Origin of the sequence: Pseudomonas sp. PMCC200344 (assembly GCF_030053095.1) — a bacterium.
Classification (GTDB): domain Bacteria; phylum Pseudomonadota; class Gammaproteobacteria; order Pseudomonadales; family Pseudomonadaceae; genus Aquipseudomonas; species Aquipseudomonas svalbardensis.
Genome location: NZ_CP125618.1, coordinates 1,519,834 through 1,540,102, shown reverse-complemented (window position 1 = coordinate 1,540,102; position 20,269 = coordinate 1,519,834). Strand labels below are relative to the sequence as shown.

The 20,269-nt window shown below is 60.0% G+C and carries 17 protein-coding genes and 4 pseudogenes; 5 read left to right on the top strand and 16 right to left on the bottom strand.

Going from position 1 to position 20,269, the window contains the following annotated elements:
- Positions 1-24 precede the first annotated feature (24 nt).
- Both QFW87_RS06940 and QFW87_RS06935 read right to left on the bottom strand, forming a co-directional pair.
- Positions 25-339: pseudogene (locus QFW87_RS06940) on the bottom strand (MFS transporter); the annotation flags it as partial.
- Positions 339-797, bottom strand: a pseudogene (locus QFW87_RS06935) (LysR family transcriptional regulator); the annotation flags it as partial. The pseudogenes QFW87_RS06940 and QFW87_RS06935, both read right to left, overlap by 1 nt.
- A 239-nt stretch (positions 798-1,036) precedes the next feature.
- On the opposite strand from QFW87_RS06935, the gene QFW87_RS06930 reads away from it, so the two are divergent.
- Positions 1,037-2,272 (top strand): aminotransferase class I/II-fold pyridoxal phosphate-dependent enzyme, encoded by a 1,236-nt coding sequence (locus tag QFW87_RS06930; RefSeq protein WP_283183335.1) that lies wholly within the window; start codon positions 1,037-1,039, stop codon positions 2,270-2,272.
- 21 nt (positions 2,273-2,293) lie between these two features.
- Positions 2,294-3,460: an MFS transporter gene (locus QFW87_RS06925; RefSeq protein WP_283183334.1), complete on the top strand. Its 1,167-nt coding sequence runs from the start codon at positions 2,294-2,296 to the stop codon at positions 3,458-3,460.
- Here the strand turns inward: QFW87_RS06925 and yiaY are convergent.
- Positions 3,457-4,605 carry an L-threonine dehydrogenase gene (yiaY, locus tag QFW87_RS06920; RefSeq protein ID WP_283190125.1) on the bottom strand — a complete coding sequence of 383 codons (1,149 nt, stop codon included), beginning with the start codon at positions 4,603-4,605 and terminating at the stop codon, positions 3,457-3,459. The genes QFW87_RS06925 and yiaY overlap by 4 nt on opposite strands.
- Before the next feature lie 156 nt (positions 4,606-4,761).
- On the opposite strand from yiaY, the gene QFW87_RS06915 reads away from it, so the two are divergent.
- Complete coding sequence (locus QFW87_RS06915) at positions 4,762-5,781, top strand: DUF4917 family protein (RefSeq protein WP_283183332.1); 1,020 nt, start codon at positions 4,762-4,764, stop codon at positions 5,779-5,781.
- A gap of 51 nt (positions 5,782-5,832) precedes the next feature.
- On the opposite strand, the gene QFW87_RS06910 is transcribed toward QFW87_RS06915, so the two are convergent.
- Genes QFW87_RS06910 through QFW87_RS06900 form a run of 3 tightly spaced genes read right to left on the bottom strand, consistent with a single transcriptional unit; the run spans position 5,833 to position 7,136 of the window.
- Positions 5,833-6,177, bottom strand: a complete 345-nt coding sequence (locus tag QFW87_RS06910) for a YegP family protein (RefSeq protein WP_283190124.1) — start codon at positions 6,175-6,177, stop codon at positions 5,833-5,835.
- A 57-nt stretch (positions 6,178-6,234) separates the two neighbouring features.
- Complete coding sequence (locus tag QFW87_RS06905) at positions 6,235-6,540, bottom strand: ribbon-helix-helix domain-containing protein (RefSeq protein WP_008025707.1); 306 nt, start codon at positions 6,538-6,540, stop codon at positions 6,235-6,237.
- A gap of 14 nt (positions 6,541-6,554) precedes the next feature.
- Positions 6,555-7,136, bottom strand: a complete 582-nt coding sequence (locus tag QFW87_RS06900) for a DJ-1/PfpI family protein (protein WP_283190123.1) — start codon at positions 7,134-7,136, stop codon at positions 6,555-6,557.
- A gap of 274 nt (positions 7,137-7,410) precedes the next feature.
- On the opposite strand from QFW87_RS06900, the gene QFW87_RS06895 reads away from it, so the two are divergent.
- Positions 7,411-8,460: a DMT family transporter gene (locus QFW87_RS06895; protein ID WP_349294105.1), complete on the top strand. Its 1,050-nt coding sequence runs from the start codon at positions 7,411-7,413 to the stop codon at positions 8,458-8,460.
- Here the strand turns inward: QFW87_RS06895 and QFW87_RS06890 are convergent.
- The 5 genes and pseudogenes from QFW87_RS06890 to QFW87_RS06870 form a co-directional block, all read right to left on the bottom strand.
- Positions 8,398-9,255: pseudogene (locus QFW87_RS06890) on the bottom strand (transposase); the annotation flags it as partial. The gene QFW87_RS06895 and the pseudogene QFW87_RS06890 sit on opposite strands and share 63 nt — an antisense overlap.
- 301 nt (positions 9,256-9,556) lie before the next feature.
- Positions 9,557-10,771: an SAM-dependent methyltransferase gene (locus QFW87_RS06885; protein WP_283190122.1), complete on the bottom strand. Its 1,215-nt coding sequence runs from the start codon at positions 10,769-10,771 to the stop codon at positions 9,557-9,559.
- Between the two features lie 253 nt (positions 10,772-11,024).
- Positions 11,025-11,642, bottom strand: coding sequence for a TPM domain-containing protein (locus QFW87_RS06880; protein ID WP_283190121.1), 618 nt, complete (start codon positions 11,640-11,642; stop codon positions 11,025-11,027).
- Between the two features lie 33 nt (positions 11,643-11,675).
- Positions 11,676-12,428 (bottom strand): TPM domain-containing protein, encoded by a 753-nt coding sequence (locus QFW87_RS06875; protein ID WP_283190120.1) that lies wholly within the window; start codon positions 12,426-12,428, stop codon positions 11,676-11,678.
- A gap of 43 nt (positions 12,429-12,471) precedes the next feature.
- Positions 12,472-13,083, bottom strand: coding sequence for a LemA family protein (locus tag QFW87_RS06870; RefSeq protein WP_149417837.1), 612 nt, complete (start codon positions 13,081-13,083; stop codon positions 12,472-12,474).
- A gap of 236 nt (positions 13,084-13,319) precedes the next feature.
- Between QFW87_RS06870 and bglX the strand changes: the two genes are divergently transcribed.
- On the top strand, positions 13,320-15,611 hold the full coding sequence (gene bglX / locus QFW87_RS06865) for a beta-glucosidase BglX (protein ID WP_283190119.1): 2,292 nt from the start codon (positions 13,320-13,322) through the stop codon (positions 15,609-15,611).
- Positions 15,612-15,752: 141 nt separating this feature from the next.
- Here the strand turns inward: bglX and QFW87_RS06860 are convergent, their stop codons facing one another.
- The 5 genes and pseudogenes from QFW87_RS06860 to QFW87_RS06840 all read right to left on the bottom strand — a co-directional run bounded on the left by QFW87_RS06860 (position 15,753) and on the right by QFW87_RS06840 (position 20,166).
- The gene (locus QFW87_RS06860; RefSeq protein WP_283190118.1) at positions 15,753-16,910 is read right to left on the bottom strand and encodes a phosphatidylserine/phosphatidylglycerophosphate/cardiolipin synthase family protein; all 1,158 of its coding nucleotides are present in this window, start codon (positions 16,908-16,910) and stop codon (positions 15,753-15,755) included.
- Between the two features lies 1 nt (position 16,911).
- The gene (locus QFW87_RS06855) at positions 16,912-17,502 is read right to left on the bottom strand and encodes a YceI family protein (protein WP_283190117.1); all 591 of its coding nucleotides are present in this window, start codon (positions 17,500-17,502) and stop codon (positions 16,912-16,914) included.
- A gap of 224 nt (positions 17,503-17,726) precedes the next feature.
- A complete protein-coding gene (locus tag QFW87_RS06850; protein ID WP_283183322.1) occupies positions 17,727-18,056 on the bottom strand; it encodes an amidase in 330 nt (109 codons plus the stop codon).
- Complete coding sequence (locus QFW87_RS06845) at positions 18,053-19,147, bottom strand: serine hydrolase (RefSeq protein WP_283183321.1); 1,095 nt, start codon at positions 19,145-19,147, stop codon at positions 18,053-18,055. Before QFW87_RS06845 ends, QFW87_RS06850 begins: the two co-directional genes overlap by 4 nt.
- 156 nt (positions 19,148-19,303) lie before the next feature.
- Positions 19,304-20,166, bottom strand: a pseudogene (locus tag QFW87_RS06840) (acyl-CoA dehydrogenase family protein).
- Positions 20,167-20,269 lie beyond the last annotated feature (103 nt).

Here is a 20,269-nt window from a genome sequence, read left to right as displayed (position 1 = left end):
AAACTTGTCGAGCGTGCGCAGCTTCTACGGCAACCCCCACAGCAGCAGCGCGACGGCGATCAGTGCCGCGACGCCGATGACATACAGTGCCGGCGTGGTGCTGCCCGTCAGGTCTTTGATCCGCCCCACCATCACCGGGCTGATGATGCCGCCGAACTGGCCAAGGGTGTTGATCACTGCGATCCCGCCCGCAGCCCCTGCACCGGCCAGCAGTTTTGGCGGCAGGGTCCAGAAGCTCGAGATAGACGCGATGATCCCGGCACCAAGCAAGCCCAGCGCGACAATCAGGAAGGTCGTGTGGTTAGCGAAGATCCCCGCACAGAAGAACCCCACCGCGCCCCAAGGTCGGCCACGCCATCCAGCACACCCTGAATCACCCCGCTGCTGGGGCGCTCTTCGAGGTCGGTCTTGACCTGAGGATGACGCTCGGAAAAGTCCCGCAGGTCTTCGGGCAGAAACTGAATGATCGCCGACAGGTTGGCGAGCATCCGCACATAACCGCGGATACCGTGGCTGTGTTCGCCCAGTTCGAGCCCCATTTTCTCGACGTTGAACAGCATCTGCCGAGCATGGTGCAACAAGGTTTCACCGGCCGGCGTCAGGGTCATGCCCTTGGCCTGGCGCACGAACAGACTGATGCCCAACGCTTCTTCCAACTCCATCAGCCGCTTGCTGGCCGCCGACACGGCGATGGCTTCACGCGCTGCGGCACGGGTCAGCGTGCCCTCCTCATGAACGGCGACAAACAGCTGGAGAGTGATCAGGTCGAGGCGGCGGATCAGGCTTTTTTGCAGCATTGAGGGGTCGATGACTTCTGTTCGACTGAGTCGGCAGGATAGCCCGGTTTCTACGCGACTCGGCAAAGCAAATTGCCCACAACATCAGGAGGCATCGCCCTACACATAAATCTCTTGTAACACTCAGCCGTACCGGAAACAGCCGATTCAAAGCCTCCGCCGCGCTCTGTAAAGTCTGGAAACACACACGAACTGCAACACACCCATGGATCGTTTCACTCAAGGAAAGTCATTTTCATATGGACCAGACAGCACAGGCGGCAAACCTCTACACCAACTACCGCAAAGTCATCGCGTTGGCCGATCACGATTGGGAGAGCGCTGAAGCCGGGAAAATTTCGGGGCTTAACGTCGAAATCAAAAGTGCCAACCGGATGCTCGATCAGCACGGGCGCGCGTTTCATCATTTCTGCACGACGTCGTACCTGGGCCTGGATCACCATCCCGACATTCTCGACGGCGCCATGAATACCCTGTGGGAAACCGGCACCCTTCGCGTCGCCAACTCAAAGAACCGCTGCAAGCTGGCAATTTTGGAACAGTACGAAACCGAACTGTCCGAGTTGTTCGGCGCCAGTTGCCTGAGCACCTTGTCGTGCAGTGCAGCGAGTGCCGGAATCCTGCCATTGCTGGCCAGCGGCGTGTTCACGGAAAACCGACCTCCCGTGATGGTCTTCGACCGGTTGGCGCATTACTCGATGAATCACCTCAAAGCCGCCTGCGCCGATGAAACCACGGTCGTGACCTGCCCTCATAACGACATGGATTTTCTCGAGAAGCAGTGCCAGCAACACCGCACCATCGCGTATGTCGCCGACGGCGCCTACAGCATGGGCGGCGTCGCGGACATGGACAGTCTTTTGTATCTCAAGGACCGCTATGGGTTGTTTCTCTATCTGGATGATTCCCACGCGCTGTCCGCCGTCGGAACATTCGGCGCAGGCCTCGTACGCCCCAGGTTGCATGCCCTGGAGGATGACTGCCTGATCGTCGCCTCGCTGGCCAAGTCGTTTGGGGCCAGCGGTGGTCTGGTGATGCTGGGCAATGAACGGCAGAAGAGGCTCATTGCACGTTACGGCGGCCCCAGCAATTGGTCGCAAAGCCTGAACAGTGCAGCCATTGGCGCGGGCAGAGCATCCATCCAGCTTCATCGCACGCCTGAATTTGCCGCGTTACAGGAAAAACTTCAGGTTAATATCCGGCTGTTCGACAGCCTCATCCGAACCGATCAACACAACAGCAACATGGCGATTCGATTGGTCAACTGCGGCGAAGCAGCGCTGGCCAACAGCATTGCCATGGAACTGGCCAATCACGGTTTCTTCACCTCGGCCGTCTTTTTTCCGGTGGTCGCACAAGGCAAGGCAGCCATCAGAATCACCCTGCGCGCCGACATGGAGCCGACGCTGATCCGACACTTTTGTGAACTCATCACCGAGCTTTTACGCACTCGAGGCCGGGACATCGGCTGTTGAACTGAAACCAGGGAAGATTCAATGAAGAGCAGCACCACCCTCCTCGTCACCTGCTGCACGGTTTTCCTCGCGCAATTGGGCATGAGCATTTACCTGCCGGCGCTGCCGGACATGGCCCGGGATTTGTCCGCCGACGCCTCGCAGGTTTCCTGGGGGCTGGCGGTGTATCTGATCGGCATGGCGTTGCCGATGTTGTTTTGGGGCAGCCTTGGCCAGCGCATCGGCCGCAAACCGGTGCTGCTCGCCGCACTCGGCATCTACGGGTTGGGCAATCTGGCGTTGCCCCTGAGCCAGACGCTTGAATCGTTCCTGGCGTTTCGACTGGTTCAGGGCATTGGCGCCAGCGGCATTTCGGTCATGGCCCGGGTGCTGATCCGCGACAGTTTCCGCGGCGACCTGCTGGCCAAGGCGTTGTCCTGGATTTCGATTTCCTTTGTGGTGGCGCTGGGGATCGGCCAATACCTGGGGTCGATCATCCAGGTGGCGCTGGGCTGGCCAGCGATTTTCTACCTGTTGGGTGCTGTGAGTCTGATGATGGGGCTGGTCGTGGCCCGGGTTAGGTTCCCAATGCTGGCCGAGGAGAATGCCCCGTCATCCGCCTGGCCGAGCTATTGGCGCATTTTGCGTCATCGAGCCTTTCTGTTGCCGGCCCTCACCGGCGGCCTTGGGTACGGGGTGATTGTCGCGTTCAACACCGCAGCGCCGCTAATTCTGCAAGGGCCGTTCAACTGGTCGGCCGTGGAATACGGGTTGTTGGGCTGGCCGATCAGCGCGGCCTATTTTCTGGGGGCTTTGGGGGTCAATGGCTTTGTACTTCGCACCGGTCAACGCGGGTTGATAACGGCGGGTGTGGGGCTGGTGCTGGCTGGGAGCGCGGTGATGTTGCTGGGGAGTCTGGCGGGCACTTCAGTGGCGCTGCTGTTCTGGTTGCCCTATTGCGTTGCGGTGTTCGGCCAGTCTTTGACCTATCCGATCAGCCTGTCCCTGGCCAATGACGGTTCGCCGGTCGGCGGTGCGTATGCGATGGCGTTGAGTGGTTTCATTCATCAACTGATGGCTGCCGTTATCGGCGGGATCGCCAGTTTGATCGCGAGCCCGCAAGCATGGCCGTTGTCACTGTTGTGTACCTTGCTGGCGTTGGGCGCGATGCTCTGCGTAATGCTCGCGCCCGGCCGCAAAACTTCCTAAAAGGCGCTGCGGAAAATTTCCTCGATCTGGCGCTGATCCGCCACGCGAGGATTGGTCAGGCCACACGCGTCTTTCAAGGCATTGGTGGCGAGGATCGGGATGTCGTTGAGCTTGGCGCCGAGCTCACGCAAACCGGCGGGAATTTCCACGTCTTTGGACAGGCTGCGGATCGCCACGATGGCCGCCTGGGCGCCCGCTTCCGGGGTGAAACCGTGAACATCGGCGCCCATCGCAAGGGCGACATCGGTGAGGCGATCGGCGCAAACCAGCGCGTTAAAGCTTTGTACGTGAGGCAGCAGGACCGCGTTGCACACACCATGCGGCAAGTCGTAAAACCCGCCCAACTGGTGAGCCATGGCGTGGACATAACCCAGGGAGGCGTTATTGAACGCCATGCCGGCGAGGAACTGCGCGTAGGCCATGTTTTCCCGCGCGGCCATGTCACTGCCGTCGCGGACGGCCAGGCGCAGGTTGTTGCTGATCAACGTAATCGCCTTCAGTGCGCAGGCATCGGTAATCGGATTGGCGGCAGTGGAAACGTAGGCTTCGATAGCGTGAGTCAACGCGTCCATGCCGGTGGCAGCCGTCAGGCCCTTGGGCATGGCGACCATCAGCGCCGGGTCGTTGACCGACAGCAGCGGCGTGACGTTGCGATCGACAATGGCCATTTTCACGTGACGGGATTCGTCGGTGATGATGCAGAAACGGGTCATCTCGCTGGCCGTACCGGCCGTGGTGTTGATGGCGATCAGCGGCAGTTGCGGTTGGGTGGATTGATCGACGCCTTCGTAATCGCGAATCTGCCCGCCGTTGGTCGCGCATAACGCGATGCCTTTGGCGCAGTCATGGGGCGAACCGCCGCCCAGGGACACCACGAAGTCACAGCGGGTTTCTTTCAGCAGACCCAGACCGCTCTCGACGTTGGCGATGCTCGGGTTGGGCTTGGCACCGTCGAAAATCACCGAATCGATGTCCTGCATCGCCAGCTTCTCGGCAATCATCTTCGCTACGCCCGCCTTGGCCAGCCCGGCGTCGGTGACGATCAGCGCCTTGCGAAAACCGTACTTGCGAATGGCGTCCATGGCTTCGTCGAGGCAACCGATGCCCATGATGTTCACGGCGGGGATGAAAAACGTGCTGGTCATGAGCGAGTCTCCTGGCTGAGGCCGAATCGGCAGCGCCGAACTGGCGGGTACCCACAGGATCGACCTATCGGTCATGAAGTAACTTGATCTGGCTCAAGTCTTGGGCGTGATAAAGTCGCCGCCCATCAGACCTTCTGCTTTGAGACTTTGAACGCAATGACCGATTTCCAGGATGTTGATGCCCAACTTGAAGACTGGAACGCCTTGCGCGCCACCGCCTCGTTCAGCGGCCTGCTGGTGGGCAACGGCGCCAGCCGCGCCGTGTGGGACGACTTCGGCTACGACTCGCTGTTCGAAAACGCCCGTACCGTGGAAGAAAAACCCCTGAGCCAGTCCGAGCTGAGCGTGTTTGACGCCCTGCAGACACGCAGCTTCGAACAGGTGCTCAGCGCACTGAAAACCACCAGCCGGGTCAACAAGGCCCTGGCCGTGAGCTCCGCCGCGCCGCGCAATCGTTACTACGCGATCAAGGAAGCGCTGATCAACACCGTGCACGCGGTGCACATCCCGTGGCGGCTGGTGGTGCCTTCGACGCTGGCGACAATCAATCAGGAACTGGGCCGCTACCGGACCGTGTTCACCACCAACTACGACCTGCTCAACTACTGGGCGACTCAACACCAGCCTGATGCGATCAGCGACCTGTTTCAGGGTGCAGAATCAAGCTTTGATCTGAGCGCCACGGCGACCGATAAAACCCGGCTGCTTTACCTGCATGGCGGGTTGCATCTGGTGCGGAATCAGGACGGTACGGCGCGCAAACTGATGTCGACCGAGGGCACGTTGCTCGGCAGTTTCGCGATCAACAACACGATCAAGACCCTCGACGACGTGCCGCTGTTCGTCAATGAAGGTCCGGCGCAGGACAAGCTCAAAACCATTCGCAGCTCGGACTATCTGTCGTTCTGCTACGACCAGCTACTCGGTCATGGCGACGGGTTGTGCCTGTTCGGTCATGCCCTGGGTGAGCAGGACAGCCACATCATCCACGCTTTGCGCGAGGCGAAACCGCAAGTGGTGGCGATCTCGATTTATCCGCGCAGCAAGGCGTTCATTCAGCACCAGAAGCGGCACTACGCGAAGGTGTTTGAAGGAACCGGGAGTGAGTTGCGGTTTTTTGATTCGAAGACGCATGCGTTGGGTAGTCCGAAGCTGACGGTGCCGGTCGAGGTCTGAAGACCGTAAAGATCGTTCCAACGCGCTGCGTGGGAACGATCAGCGGTGTGTTTAGAGCACCGGCAAGGTCTTGTCCTTGATCACTGTGGTCGGCCCGTTGGTTTTTACGCTGGCGATGCCTTTCTCCAGCGCGGCAGCGGAGGTGTAAGCCTCGCTGCTACCGATGATCTCGTGGTTACCAGCCTTGAGGTTGAAGTAAGGATGGCCATCCTTGGTGGTTTTCTTCTCGTAGCGTTCATCCTTCGGGCTGTTGCTCTGAATCGACACGATGCCTTTTTCAGCGGCAGCGCGGGTGGTGTACAGCTCGCTGGTCAGAATGGTTTCCGCGTTAGCGGCCTTCAGTACAAATTTGAACTGACCATTGCTGCTTTTGCTCACTTCATACCATCCAGACATGCTCTTTCTCCTAGGCAATTGAGAGGTTTCGCGCTTCAGAGTAAAGACCAACCTGCCCTACTTCACCACCGCACGCACCACCGATAACTCCGGCGCCTGCACCCGTCGCTGACTCAGATACCGCGTACAACTGACCCGCAAAAACGAGGCGAAATTCACCACCTCGCCGCGGTAGTCCATCACCTCTTCATACAGCTTGGCGATCAACTGGTTGGTGGTCATGCCGTCGACCTCGGCGATTTCGCTGAGGATGTCCCAGAACTGATTCTCCAGCCGCAGGGTGGTGACCACCCCGCAGATGCGCAGCGAGCGGGAGCGCGATTCGTAGAGAATCGGATCGGCTTTGACGTAGAGCTCGCACATGGAAAGGTCCCTCGTTACAGCGTGATTTTGGTGCCCAGCAACCCGAGGAAACCGGCGAGCCAGCTCGGGTGCGCCGGCCAGGCTGGCGCAGTGGCCAGATTGCCCTGAACGTGACCTTCCGTCACCGGGATATCGATGAACGTACCGCCCGCCAGGCGCACTTCCGGGGCGCAGGCCGGGTAAGCACTGCACTCGCGACCTTCGAGAATCCCCGCGGCCGCCAGCAATTGTGCGCCGTGACACACAGCGGCGATCGGTTTGCCGGCCTTGTCGAACGCTCGCACCAGTTCCAGGACTTTTTCGTTCAGGCGCAGGTATTCCGGCGCACGACCGCCCGGCACCAGCAGGGCGTCATAGTCCTCGGACTTGACCTTGGCGAAGTCGAAGTTCAGGGCAAACAGGTGACCGGGTTTTTCGCTATAGGTCTGGTCGCCTTCGAAGTCATGGATCGCCGTGCGTACGGTCTGACCAGCGGTTTTGTCCGGGCAAACGGCGTGCACCATGTGGCCGACCATCAGCAGCGCCTGAAACGGCACCATCACTTCGTAGTCTTCGACGTAATCGCCGACCAGCATCAGAATTTTTTTAGCCGCCATGGGGAGGACTCCTCTGGGAGATACGTGGGCCTGCAGGAGTATTCAAAGTAGTCCTTATCCGCAGGGTCGGGTAATAACCAGCTACTACGGCGTTATCGTTCATCGCGAGTAGGCTCGCTCCCACATTGGAATGCGTTCCCCTGTGGGAGCGAGCCTGCTCGCGAAAAGGTCCTCAAACTGTACGGATAACTCTACGCCTAGCTGTAACAGAGCGATTCCCGCGGTTTATGGCTAGATGAAGATCTTCCCGCCACCCTAGATTCTGGTTGCCATCATGTCCTCGCGCGAAAACACCGGCATGGCCCTCGGCTTGCTCGGCGTTGTGATCTTCAGCCTCACCCTGCCCTTCACACGGATCGTCGTGCAGGAACTCCATCCTCTGCTCAACGGCCTGGGCCGTGCGCTGTTGGCGGCAGTTCCGGCGGCGATGTTGTTGCTGTGGCGCCGGGAAAAGTGGCCGACGTGGATACAGGTCAAAGGCCTGACCCTGGTGATTGCCGGGGTGATCCTCGGCTTCCCGGTGTTGTCGGCCTGGGCCATGCAAACCTTGCCGGCGTCTCACGGAGCACTGGTCAACGGCCTGCAACCGCTGTGCGTGGCGCTGTACGCCGCGTGGTTGTCCCACGAACAACCATCGAAAGCCTTCTGGGCTTGCGCCGCGCTGGGCAGTGCGCTGGTGCTGGGTTATGCGCTGATCAGCGGGGCCGGCAGCATTCAGGCCGGTGATTTGCTGATGCTCGGGGCGATTGCCGTGGGCGGTTTGGGATACGCCGAGGGCGGCCGATTGGCCAAAGAGATGGGCGGTTGGCAGGTGATCTGCTGGGCGTTGGTGTTGTCGACGCCATTGCTGATCGGGCCGGTGGTGTACCTGGCGCTGCAACATCAGGGCGAGATTTCGGCCAAGACCTGGTGGGCCTTCGGTTACGTCTCGCTGTTCTCGCAGTTCATCGGTTTCTTTGCCTGGTACGCCGGGCTGGCGATGGGCGGCATTGCCCGGGTCAGTCAGATCCAGCTGTTGCAGATCTTCTTCACCATCGCTTTTTCGGCGCTGTTCTTCGGCGAACACATCGAGCCGATCACCTGGCTGTTTGCCGCCGGGGTGATCGTGACCGTGATGTTGGGACGCAAGACGGCCGTCAAATCAAATGTGGGAGATTCTATGTTGCAGGGCAACCCCGCAACCTCAGGCCGGGTGGTATTCGCTCTGATTTTTCATCAGGGCAAATGCCACCCGGCAGAGTTTCCGGGCAAGGGCCACCAAGGCCTGGGTTTTCGAGAAGCCTCTTGCCAAATACGACTCGTAAAACGGTTTCCATTTAGCTGAGCGACAGGCTGCCATTGCGGCGTTGTAAGCCAACCGGCGGACTTCCGGATCCCCTTTTTTTGTCAGGTGCCGGGGGCCGTTCTTCTTCCCGGAGTCATCGACCGTAAGGTCCATCCCTAGAAACGCGATGAACGCATCACTATTGGCAAAATCACCGCGCATAAAGGTCGTCGCCAACCCGGTTGCAGTCAGTTCGCCAACCCCTTCGATGGCTTTGCAGCGGTCGATATTCTCTTCAATACCCGCCTCTTTGCTGACCTTGCGCAGCAGTTTCTGAATGGCCTGATCCGCTTGCTTGAAGGCCTTTTGCTGGGCGCTCTGTACTTTCTTCAACAAGGGTTCATTGGCCCAGCTCAGCATCAGACCGGCATGGTTCTGGATCAGCGTTGCACGTCTGTGGAGCAGGCTTTTCAGCGAGGTGTAGGCCTTGGGTGGTGGGCTCCAGATCCGCAGTCCGTCTTGTTCGTTCGTCAAATAACGCGCCAGCAGACGGGCATCGCAGGGATCGTTCTTGGCTCGTTGGCCGATGCCGCGGCGATAGTTGCTCACCCGATAAGCATCCACGACATAGACCTGGTGCCCCATCGCATGGGCCAGCTCGACGGTGTCCAGGTGGTAGATGTTGGTGGCTTCAACGGCGATAGCGCTTTGGGCGGGCAATGTTTTAAGCCAGCGTTTGAGGGCTGTTCGATCGTTCTTGATGGTGTCAGTGGTTAGCCGGTCGGAGCGATAGACAACTATTTCGGCCTTGGCGATATCGACGCCAACCACCGTCTGCGAAGTAAGGATTGTCATGACGAATCCTCGGAGCTAGGGTTTAAGAGCTTGTCGGGGTCTACCGTTGCGCTGGCTTGCCTCTATCGTCGGTTTTACCGATGAATTCCTTATCGGCGCTTTGGGTAGAAGGGGCGGGATGAGAAGTCTCCCACGGTCTGTACTGGTCAGAGTCAGAATCGAGCTTTTAGTCCCGCCCACCCCTTCAAGTCTAAACATACAAGCGAGCTTGCTCGCGAAGGGGCCGTAACATCCAACATCTGAGTTGGCTGTTACGGCCTTCGTCGGAACGCCGCCCGGAGCAGGCTCGCTCCCACAGGGATCAGAGGTAGCCATCGGCCCGCAGCAGCGTTTCGAGGCAATGTTCGCTGATGTGGTAGAAATCCTTCAGTTCCTGAGTCTTCACAAGCAGCTGAGTCGGATCAACCGGCTCGGCACGTTTGACCGCCAGGATCATCTTGTTCTTGTTGGTGTGGTCCAGTGAAATGAACTCGAACACCTTGGTCTCGTAACCGCAGGCTTCCAGGAACAACGCACGCAAACTGTCGGTGACCATTTCCGCTTGCTGGCCCAAATGCAGACCGTATTGCAGCATCGGCTTGAGCAGCGCCGGGCTCTGGATTTGCAGGCGGATCTGCTTGTGGCAGCACGGCGAGCACATGATGATCGAGGCGCCGGAACGAATGCCGGTGTGAATCGCATAGTCGGTGGCGATGTCGCAGGCATGCAGTGCGATCATCACGTCCAGCTCGCTCGGCGCCACGCTGCGCACATCGCCGCACTTGAACACCAGCCCCGGATGTTCGAGCTTTGCGGCCGCGGCGTTGCACAAATTTACCATCTCTTCGCGCAACTCGACGCCGGTCACCACGCCTTCGGCCTTCAAGGTATTGCGCAGGTAGTCATGAATCGCGAACGTCAGGTAACCCTTGCCCGAGCCGAAATCCGCCACCTGAACCGGCTTGTCCAGCGCCAGCGGTGAGGTGGTCAGCGCATGGCTGAAGACCTCGATGAACTTGTTGATCTGCTTCCACTTGCGCGACATCGCCGGGATCAACTCATGTTGCTTGTTGGTCACGCCGAGGTCGGCGAGGAACGGCCGGCTCAGGTCGAGGAAGCGGTTCTTCTCGCGGTTGTGCTCAGCGGATGGCACTTCACGCAATTGCTGAGGTTTGCTCTTGAACAGCGAAGACTTGCCCTTTTTGCTGTATTCCAGCTGAGCTTCATCAGTCAGCGACAGCAAATGCGCATTTTTAAACGATGCCGGCAAGAGTGCGGCGATGGTCGCTACGCCCTCGGCAATCGGCAAATTCTTGGTGATGTCGCGCGTCTTGTAGCGGTAGACGAAGGACAGACAGGGCTGATCCTTGACCGTCAGCTGCTTGATGATCAGCCGCTGCAAGTCCACTTCAGTGCCGACGTACTTGGCCAGCACCAGTTTGATGAAGGCGTTCTGGTCAAGGCTGGACTGCAGCAGGTCGATGAACTGGGCGTGATGATCCGGCGCGAGGCTGGCGGGAGTGGCGGTGACAGACATGGGAAAAACGGCCTCGGGCGGTGCGGATCGGGGAATGGCGGGTATTTTAGGGGGGATGGGGATTGAGGGCACGGGTAATTTCCCGAACGGTGCGATCTGTAGCAGCTGGCGCAGCCTGCGTTCGGCTGCGCAGCAGTCGTAAAATCAGCACACGCGGTGCAACAAGAAGACCGTGAATACCGGATTTACGACTGCTTCGCAGCCGAACGCAGGCTTCGCCAGCTGCTACAGGGGGATGCGTCGCTGCTGAGATTCAGCCTAGAACCACCAACCGATTCGGCAACTCATTCCTCACATGCGTCACCGGCACATGCACCTTAAGCAACTCGCCGCACGCCTCTACGCAGGACACAAATCCCTGCAACGTCTGCCCCTGTTTCACCTGTTGAGTAAACGCGGCAACTATCACGTCCCAGTTCTTGTTATCCAGGCGCGTGGAGATCCCCTCATCCACCAGAATCTCCACATAGCGCTCAGCCTCGGAGACGAAAATCAGCATGCCAGTGCTGCCCACCGTGTGGTGCAGGTTCTGCTCCAGAAACTGCCGGCGCGCCAGGTTCGAGGCGCGCCAGTGACGCACCGAGCGCGGGATCAGGTGCGTGGTGATTTTCGGAATCCGGAACACCAGGCACAGCACGATGAACGTGATCCATTGCACCAGCAGCAAACTGTGCAGGGTCAGCCAGCCAGTCAGGTAATGCACGACACCCGGCACCACCAGCGCCAGCAGGCTGGCCCAGAGCAGCGGGATGTACGCGTAGTCGTCGGCGCGGGCCGCGAGCACGGTCACCAGTTCGGCGTCGGTGTCGCGCTCGACCCGGGCAATCGCCTCGGCAACTTTGCGTTGTTCGTGTTCAGTCAGTAATGCCATGTTTAAGAATGCCCACTCGCTATTGTTGTGTGATCACCAGCCGCCCGACGAACCACCGCCCCCGAAACTGCCCCCGCCGCCGCTGAAGCCCCCGCCTCCACCGCCGCCAAAACCTCCACCACCGAACCCGCCGCTCGAACCGCCTCGACCACCGCCGCCGCTGGGCAGGATCCCGAGCATCTGGCAGACAAACATCGTCAGGATGAACAGCATCACCAGAAACACGAATACCCCCGGATACCGCGAAACGAAGTCGCTGTCCTGATTGCCGCCGGAGTCATACACCGTGGACGGCTCATCCAGCGGATTGCCGCCCAGCACCACGAGCATGGCCGCGACCCCGTCGCTGATGCCCTTGCTGAAGTTACCGGTCTTGAACGCCGGGGTGATCACCTGATTGATGATCACCGAGCTCTGCGCATCGGTCAGCCGGTCTTCCAGGCCATAACCGACTTCAATCCGCAGCTTGCGATCGTCACGCGCGACGATCAGCAGCGCGCCGGTGTTTTTGTCCTTTTGGCCGATGCCCCAATAACGCCCCAACTGATAGCCGAAGTCCGCAATGTCGGTGCCCTGCAAATCCGGCAACGTGACCACCACCAGTTGCTCGCCGGTCGCTTTTTCATGGGCCTGGAGCTGTTGCGTCAGCTGCTCACGCACCGACGGCTCGATCATCTGGGCGTTATCGACCACCCGTCCGGTCAGTTCCGGAAACTTCAACTCGGCCTGGGCCGTCAGGGCAAACACCCACAGCAACAGCACCAGGCCAACTTTCAACACGCGCATTGGCAACCTCATCCGTGGTGACGCTTCAAACCCATCCCGGTACTTACTTGAATTTCACTTCTGGCGCTTTTTGCGCATCGGGGCTGGTGGCCTCGAAGGTTTCGCGAATCGGCAAATCGCTGTACATCACGGTGTGCCACAGGCGACCGGGGAAGGTACGAAGTTCCGTGTTGTATTTCTGCACGGCGAGGATGAAGTCACGACGCGCCACGGCGATGCGGTTCTCGGTGCCTTCAAGTTGCGATTGCAGCGCCAGGAAATTCTGGTTGGCCTTGAGGTCCGGGTAACGCTCGGACACCACCATCAAACGGCTCAAGGCACCGGTCAGCTGATCCTGGGCCTGCTGGAACTGTTTGAGCTTTTCTGGATTGTCGAGCGTGCTGGCGTCCACCTGGATCGAAGTGGCCTTGGCCCGGGCTTCGATCACCGCGGTCAGGGTTTCCTGCTCATGCTGCGCGTAGCCCTTGACGGTTTCCACCAGATTGGGGATCAGGTCGGCGCGGCGCTGGTACTGGTTCTGCACCTGGCCCCACGCGGCCTTGGCCTGTTCGTCGAGGGTCGGGATCGTGTTGATGCCGCAGCCGGCCAGCAGTGTGGTCAGCAACATCAAGGCTGCAACCTGCAGGCTCGACCGATAGTGGTGTCGTACATTCATCTGGTTGATGCTCCCTTGCACATTCCGTTGAAAAACAACCTTCGAACTTTGAACCCGGCTCTTCGGGCATAATCTGCCGCCGCCACTGGATTGCATCGCGCCAATGGGCTAAAAGATGCCCCAGCGCGAAAACACGCAGAAGTGTGCTGCATTTACCTGAACAACAATAGTCGCTCCCTAAATTTTGGCTGACCGGCGCGTATTCACTGCCGTTTAGGCTTTTGAGAAAACTATTCATGAAGAAGCTGTGTTTGCTGGGCCTGTTCGTCAGCCTGGCCAGTCATACCGTATTGGCCGCCACGACGCCCGCACCTCTGGAAAACAAGGACGCTTTCATCAGCAACCTGATGAAGCAGATGACCCTCGATGAAAAGATCGGCCAGTTGCGCCTGATCAGCATCGGCCCGGAAATGCCTCGGGAGACGATCCGCAAGGAAATCGCTGCCGGCAACATCGGTGGCACGTTCAACTCGATCACCCGCCCGGAAAACCGTCCGATGCAGGACGCGGCCATGCGCAGCCGGCTGAAGATCCCGATGTTCTTCGCCTATGACGTGATCCACGGCCACCGCACCATTTTCCCGATCCCGATAGCCCTGGCTTCGAGCTGGGACATGGACGCCATCGGCCTGTCCGGGCGCATCGCCGCCAAGGAAGCCGCGGCTGACAGCCTCGATATCACCTTCGCGCCGATGGTCGACATCTCCCGCGACCCGCGCTGGGGCAGGACTTCCGAAGGCTTCGGTGAAGACACGTATCTGGTGTCGCGCATCGCCGGCGTGATGGTCGAAGCCTTCCAGGGCACGGGCGCGAACGCGGCCGACAGCATCATGGCCAGCGTCAAGCACTTTGCCCTGTACGGCGCGGTCGAGGGCGGTCGCGACTACAACGTCGTCGACATGAGCCCGGTCAAGATGTTCCAGGACTACCTGCCGCCGTACCGTGCGGCTATCGACGCCGGTGCTGGCGGGGTGATGGTCGCGCTGAACTCGATCAACGGCGTCCCGGCCACCGCCAACACTTGGCTGATGAACGACCTGTTGCGCAAGCAATGGGGTTTCAAAGGCCTGGCCGTCAGCGACCACGGGGCGATTTTCGAGCTGATCAAACACGGCGTCGCCCGTGACGGTCGCGAAGCCGCGAAGCTGGCGATCAAGGCTGGCATCGACATGAGCATGAACGACACCCTCTATGGCAAAGAGCTGCCGGGGCTGTTGAAGGCGGGTGAAATCCAGCAAAGCGACATCGACAACGCGGTGCGTGAAGTGCTCGCCGCCAAGTACGATATGGGCCTGTTCAAGGACCCGTACCTGCGCATCGGCAAGGCTGAAGATGATCCGGCCGACACGTACGCCGAGAGCCGGATGCACCGCACCGAGGCCCGTGACGTCGCGCGCCGCAGCATGGTGTTGCTGAAGAACCAGGGCGAAACCCTGCCGCTGAAGAAAACCGCGAAAATCGCATTGGTCGGTCCGCTGGCCAAGGCACCGATCGACATGATGGGTAGCTGGGCCGCCGCGGGTAAACCCGCGCAATCGGTGACTCTGTTCGACGGCATGACCACTGCACTGGGCGCGCAATCGACGCTGATCTACGCTCGAGGCGCCAACATCACCAGCGACAAGAAAGTTCTGGATTACCTGAACTTCCTCAACTTCGACGCACCTGAAGTGGTGGACGATCCGCGTTCGGCCCAAGTGCTGATCGACGAAGCCGTGAAAGCCGCCAAGGATGCCGATGTGGTGGTGGCAGCGGTGGGCGAGTCCCGTGGCATGTCCCACGAATCGTCGAGCCGCACCGACCTGAACATCCCGGCCAACCAGCGCGATTTGATCAAGGCGCTGAAAGCCACCGGCAAACCGCTGGTGCTGGTGTTAATGAACGGCCGTCCGCTGTCGATTCTCGAAGAGAAGGAACAGGCTGACGCGATTCTGGAAACCTGGTTCAGCGGCACCGAAGGCGGCAACGCCATCGCCGACGTACTGTTCGGCGACTACAACCCGTCGGGCAAATTGCCGATCACCTTCCCGCGCTCGGTAGGCCAGATTCCGACCTACTACAACCACCTGAGCATTGGCCGGCCGTTCACGCCGGGCAAACCGGGCAACTACACCTCGCAGTATTTCGATGACACCACCGGGCCGCTGTTCCCGTTTGGTTTCGGCCTGAGCTACACCGATTTCAGCCTGAGCGACATGGCGCTGTCGTCGACCACACTGAACAAAACCGGCAAGCTCGACGCCAGCGTCATGGTGAAAAACACTGGCAAGCGTGACGGCGAAACCGTGGTGCAGTTGTACATCCAGGACGTGACCGGCTCGATGATCCGTCCGATCAAGGAACTGAAGAACTTCCAGAAAGTCATGCTCAAGGCCGGCGAACAGAAAGTCGTGCGCTTCACCATCACCGAGGATGACCTGAAGTTCTACAACACCCAGCTCAAGTTCGCTGCCGAGCCGGGCAAGTTCAACGTGGAGATCGGTCTGGATTCACAGGACGTGACGCAGCAGAGCTTTGAACTGCTGTAACCCCTGGCACACCGCAATAAAACTGTGGGAGCGAGCCTGCTCGCGATGAGGCCATAACACTCAGCATCTTTGTAGAATGTTATGCCGCCATCGCGAGCAGGCTCGCTCCCACAGTAGATTAGGGTGTTGCGGAGATTGGGCTCAGCCCCGTCGATCCAGCAGATTCACCACCAGCCGATCCACCCATCCCCAAATCCTCTGCTTCACCCGCCGCCACAGCGGCCGGCGTTGCCATGCCTCCAGACTGACTTCCTGGCTCTGCGCAAAGTCCCTCTCGAAACTCGCCGCCACCGCCCGCGTCAGCCCCGGGTCCAGCGCCTCAAGGTTGGCTTCCAGGTTGAAGCGCAGATTCCAGTGATCGAAATTGCACGAGCCGATGCTCACCCAGTCATCGACCAGGACCATTTTCAGGTGCAGGAAACACGGCTGGTATTCGAAGATCGTCACCCCGGCCTTGAGCAATCGCGGGTAGTAGCGATGCCCGGCGTAGCGCACCGACGGGTGATCGGTGCGTGGCCCGGTCAGCAGCAGCCGCACATCGACGCCTCGGGCGGCAGCCCGGCGCAGTGAGCGGCGAACTTTCCAGGTCGGCAGGAAATACGGCGTCGCCAGCCAGATACGCTGCTGGCCGCTGTTCAACGCGCGAGTCAACGATTGCAGGATGTCCCGGTGCTGGCGGGCGTCGGCATAGGCGACCCGGCCCATGCCCTCGCCCGTGGACGGCACGCGTGGCAGACGCGGCAAGCCAAAATGCGAAGCGGTTTTCCAGGCGCGCCGATGCCGGTTGGCGATCCATTGGCGGTCGAACAGCAACTGCCAGTCGATGACCAAGGGACCGGTGATTTCCACCATCACTTCGTGCCATTCGCTGGTGTCTTCGCCCGGCGTCCAGAATTCGTCGGTCACCCCGGTGCCACCCACCACGGCCATGTTCTGATCGACCAGAAGCAGCTTGCGGTGATCGCGGTAGAAGTTGCCCAACCAGCGCCGCCAGCTCAGGCGATTGTAAAAACGCAGTTCCACGCCCGCCGCCATCAATCGCTGGCGCAAGGTCAGGGTGAATGCGAGGCTGCCGTAATCATCGAACAGGCAGCGCACGCGCACGCCACGTTCGGCAGCCTGGACCAACGCCTGAACCATCGCTTCGGCACAGGCACCCGCCTCCACCAGGTACAGCTCCAGTTCGACCTGCTCTTCGGCGCGGGCAATCGCCACCAACATCCGTGGAAAAAACTGCGGACCGTCGATTAACAGTTCAAAACGGTTGCCTTCACGCCAGGGGAAAATCGCGCCGGCCATGTCAGCGCGCCGTGAAAATCAGTACCGCACTCACCGGCACCGACAAACTGATGGCCGACAAACCGGCGACCTTGCGCAAACTTTCCAGGCCGGGGGTAAAGTCGAAATCCGCAGCGTTGATCACCAACGGCTCGAGGGTCACCACCTGGAAGCGCCGGTCATCGAGACGGGTTGCCAGCAGTTCGGCGTTGTATTCGTGCTGTTTGCCATGAAGGTTGACGGTCAGCGGCAGGCGCAATTCAAGTTGCGCGCCGGGTGCGAGGTCGTTGATCGGCCGCAGATCAATCTGCGCGGTGATCAGTGCTTCGGGGAAAGTCTGGATTTCAAACAGGTCCTTGCGCATGCGTTCATCGCGTAGCGGGATGCCACTGTTGACCGAGTCCATCTCGACTTCCACCTCGGCCAGGCCTTTGGGATCGACCTTGCCGTGCAGCACCAGAAAGCGTTGCACTTCTGAAATGTTGACGTTTTTTGTGCTGACGAACGACAAACGCGAGGACTCGCCATCCAGATACCAATCGGCGTGGACCGACAACGTGGCGCTGGCCAACAGCAGGAAGGCGAGGGTTTTGCAGAGGAAGCGGTTGAACATAGAGACTCGTGGGGCAGATAAACCTGCACGAACCTTAACCGCCCGTGAGCCAATTGCAAACTTGTGTAGCAGCTGCCGAAGGCTGCGTTCGGTTCGGGCCGCGTTCGGACGAAGCAGTCGCCAATCCAGCCACCTCGGTCTCCCTGTAAAACCGCAGCGCCTGATTTCACGACTGCTTCGCAGCCGAACGCAGGCTTCGCCAGCTGCTACAAGGACAGTGGTGTTCAGGGATTCAGGCGGCAACCCTGGCGCTCGCCGCCCCAGGTGGCGCTATTGCTGCGGCCCATGCCGCTGACGGTGACGCGCTTGCCGGCGGGTTCATCGGTAAAGCCACTGCTCGGCAACCACTGTTTCACATAGTCGTGGCAGTACTCGGCCGGGTAATTCATCACGTAACGGCACGAACAATATTCCTTGGCGGTGTAGGCACTGAGGATGTCCGGGAATGCCCACAACGCCACGCGCTCCTTCCAGATCCAGCCGAGCAAGGCGATCAGCAGGATCAACAACAACGTGCTGAACGGTCGGCGACGAACAAGGCTGCGGCGGTTCATGGCTGCACCTTCGCGGCAAATGCCTTGAGCGCGAGTTTGAGCAACTCGTTGTGCCGGTAGCTGCCGTCGCGGTCATCGCCGTAGCGCACGATCACCTGGTTTTCGCTGGGAATCACGTACATCGCCTGGCCCCAATGACCCAGCGCGGCGAAGGTGTCGGCAGGTGCATCGGGCCAGGGTTTTGCCGCACCTTCCACCGCGCGGTTAAGCCACCAATGGCCGCCGGGCACGGCGTCGTCTTGATTGACTTGATAATGGGCGAACGGTTCGCGGTTGAAAGTGACCCAGTCCTTGGGCAGCAATTGCCGCTCGCCCCAGCGGCCGTCGCGTGCCATCAGCAGACCAACTCGCGCGAGGTCCCGGGCGGTTAGGTAGGCATAGGACGAAGCGACGAAGGTTCCCGTGGCATCGCTTTCCCAGACGGCGTGGCGAATCCCCAAAGGCTCGAACAGCGCAGTCCATGGATAATCCGGATAGCGGGTCGGGCCGACGATGTTTTTCAGCGCGGCGGACAATAGATTGCTGTCGCCACTGGAATAACGGAATGCCTCACCGGGTTTGGCGTATTCAGCGTGATCGGCGGTGAACGCGGCCATGTCCGGGTGACCACGGGTGTAGAGCATCGCGACCACCGAGGATTTCAATGGCGCGTATTCATAGTCTTCCTGCCAGTCCAGTCCCGAGGCCCAGTGCAGCAGGTCGGCCATGGTCATCGTCGGGTGCTTTTCCAGCGGTGGATAAAATTTCTGCACCGGGTCCTGGAGCTTGAACAGACCTTCGCCATAGGCCACGCCGAGGACCGCGGCCATCAGGCTTTTGCTGATGGACCAGGTCAGGTGTGGGGTGTCGGCGGTGGTCGGATCGGCGTAGCGTTCGTAGATCAACTGGCCGTCGCGGATCACCAGCAAGGCGTCAGTGCGGATGCCTTTTCGGGTGGCCTCATCACGGGGTGGGAAGGCGTAAGTCTCCAGGGCTTGAAGCGCCGGCCCGGTGACTGTCGGGGCGGTCGACCATTGCTCGGCAGGCCAGTATTCGGCGTGAGCCGTGAGGCTGAACAACAGCCCGAAAGTCAGGGACACGCCTTTGAACATGGTGGGGGCTCGGAAGGATGAACCTGCTGAGCCTAGTCGAGCTTGATGACAGTTTTTGAGTTTGCATTGTTCTTGAGGACGCCTTCGCGAGCAGGCTCACGCCCACATTTGAAATGCATTCCCCTGTGGGAGCGGGCTTGCTCGCGAAGGGGCCGGTCAACCCTGCGAAGATCCCGCGAGTGCCTTTGCCAACCGCTTCCCCCGCGCACCCGCCGCCAAACCCATCACGCCCTGATCGCGCTGCCACATCGCCGCCCATTGCTGCGGACCATCGGCCAGTGCCTGAGCCACCTCAGCCTTGAGCCCATCGAACTGCGCAAACAAGCCACCGAGTAACACATGCCCGGACGGATTATTCGGCGCCTGCCGGCTGACTTCCGCACACCCGGCCAGCAGCGCCAGCAAACGCAGTTGCAAGGCTTGCGGCCAGTCGCTGTCCTGACCGATGCCGTACAGCCAGGCGGTCATGGCGCTCAGAACGTAAATGTCTTCAAGGGTGCGAAACGGTTTGATGTAAGCATCCCAGCCATCCCCCGCCAACAGCTCGCACTGAGCGTTATCGAGAAACAGCCGACCATGGCTGATGTCTGGCATCAACGGGATCGCCGGCAGTTTCTCCAGACGCACGCCCGGTTCATCGGGATAAACCACCGCCAGACTCAGGCGCGGTTTTTCGTCGGGAGCTTCACTGCGGGCCGCAATCAGCAGCCAATCGGCGGCATCGCCTGCGGTGACAAAATCCTTGCGCCCGCTCAGACGCAAATCGTGCAGACGAGTCTGCATATCCGCCACCCGCAAGCTGCGCTGTTCGGTCGCGCACAAGGCGCCAAGGCTCAGCGGCGCGCTCGGCCAAAGCATGCGCAACGCCGCTTGATAGCCCACCAGAAACGCCCGCCGGCCACCGCCAGTTCGAACGGCGTGACGTTGCCCAACTGGTGCAACAAGGTCGCGAACCCCTCGCCCAGGTCCGGGTTGGCGGGCAGACGATCGCGGCGGCGCAGCAGGTTTTGCCAGGGCATAAGAGGCTCCTCAAAGGCTGTCATATAAGCATCACCAAAGCTTCATGGCGATGACACCGGGGCTACATAGCCTGACTTTGCACAACACGGCTGCATAAAGAAA

Excerpts from the sequence above, each read along its gene's own strand:
- QFW87_RS06930 (WP_283183335.1), top strand. The coding sequence starts at position 1,037 with ATGGACCAGACAGCACAGGCGGCAAACCTCTACACCAACTACCGCAAA.
- QFW87_RS06925 (WP_283183334.1), top strand. The coding sequence starts at position 2,294 with ATGAAGAGCAGCACCACCCTCCTCGTCACCTGCTGCACGGTTTTCCTC.
- yiaY (WP_283190125.1), bottom strand. The coding sequence starts at position 4,605 with ATGACCAGCACGTTTTTCATCCCCGCCGTGAACATCATGGGCATCGGT.
- QFW87_RS06915 (WP_283183332.1), top strand. The coding sequence starts at position 4,762 with ATGACCGATTTCCAGGATGTTGATGCCCAACTTGAAGACTGGAACGCC.
- QFW87_RS06910 (WP_283190124.1), bottom strand. The coding sequence starts at position 6,177 with ATGTCTGGATGGTATGAAGTGAGCAAAAGCAGCAATGGTCAGTTCAAA.
- QFW87_RS06905 (WP_008025707.1), bottom strand. The coding sequence starts at position 6,540 with ATGTGCGAGCTCTACGTCAAAGCCGATCCGATTCTCTACGAATCGCGC.
- QFW87_RS06900 (WP_283190123.1), bottom strand. The coding sequence starts at position 7,136 with ATGGCGGCTAAAAAAATTCTGATGCTGGTCGGCGATTACGTCGAAGAC.
- QFW87_RS06895 (WP_349294105.1), top strand. The coding sequence starts at position 7,411 with ATGTCCTCGCGCGAAAACACCGGCATGGCCCTCGGCTTGCTCGGCGTT.
- QFW87_RS06885 (WP_283190122.1), bottom strand. The coding sequence starts at position 10,771 with ATGTCTGTCACCGCCACTCCCGCCAGCCTCGCGCCGGATCATCACGCC.
- QFW87_RS06880 (WP_283190121.1), bottom strand. The coding sequence starts at position 11,642 with ATGGCATTACTGACTGAACACGAACAACGCAAAGTTGCCGAGGCGATT.
- QFW87_RS06875 (WP_283190120.1), bottom strand. The coding sequence starts at position 12,428 with ATGCGCGTGTTGAAAGTTGGCCTGGTGCTGTTGCTGTGGGTGTTTGCC.
- QFW87_RS06870 (WP_149417837.1), bottom strand. The coding sequence starts at position 13,083 with ATGAATGTACGACACCACTATCGGTCGAGCCTGCAGGTTGCAGCCTTG.
- bglX (WP_283190119.1), top strand. The coding sequence starts at position 13,320 with ATGAAGAAGCTGTGTTTGCTGGGCCTGTTCGTCAGCCTGGCCAGTCAT.
- QFW87_RS06860 (WP_283190118.1), bottom strand. The coding sequence starts at position 16,910 with ATGGCCGGCGCGATTTTCCCCTGGCGTGAAGGCAACCGTTTTGAACTG.
- QFW87_RS06855 (WP_283190117.1), bottom strand. The coding sequence starts at position 17,502 with ATGTTCAACCGCTTCCTCTGCAAAACCCTCGCCTTCCTGCTGTTGGCC.
- QFW87_RS06850 (WP_283183322.1), bottom strand. The coding sequence starts at position 18,056 with ATGAACCGCCGCAGCCTTGTTCGTCGCCGACCGTTCAGCACGTTGTTG.
- QFW87_RS06845 (WP_283183321.1), bottom strand. The coding sequence starts at position 19,147 with ATGTTCAAAGGCGTGTCCCTGACTTTCGGGCTGTTGTTCAGCCTCACG.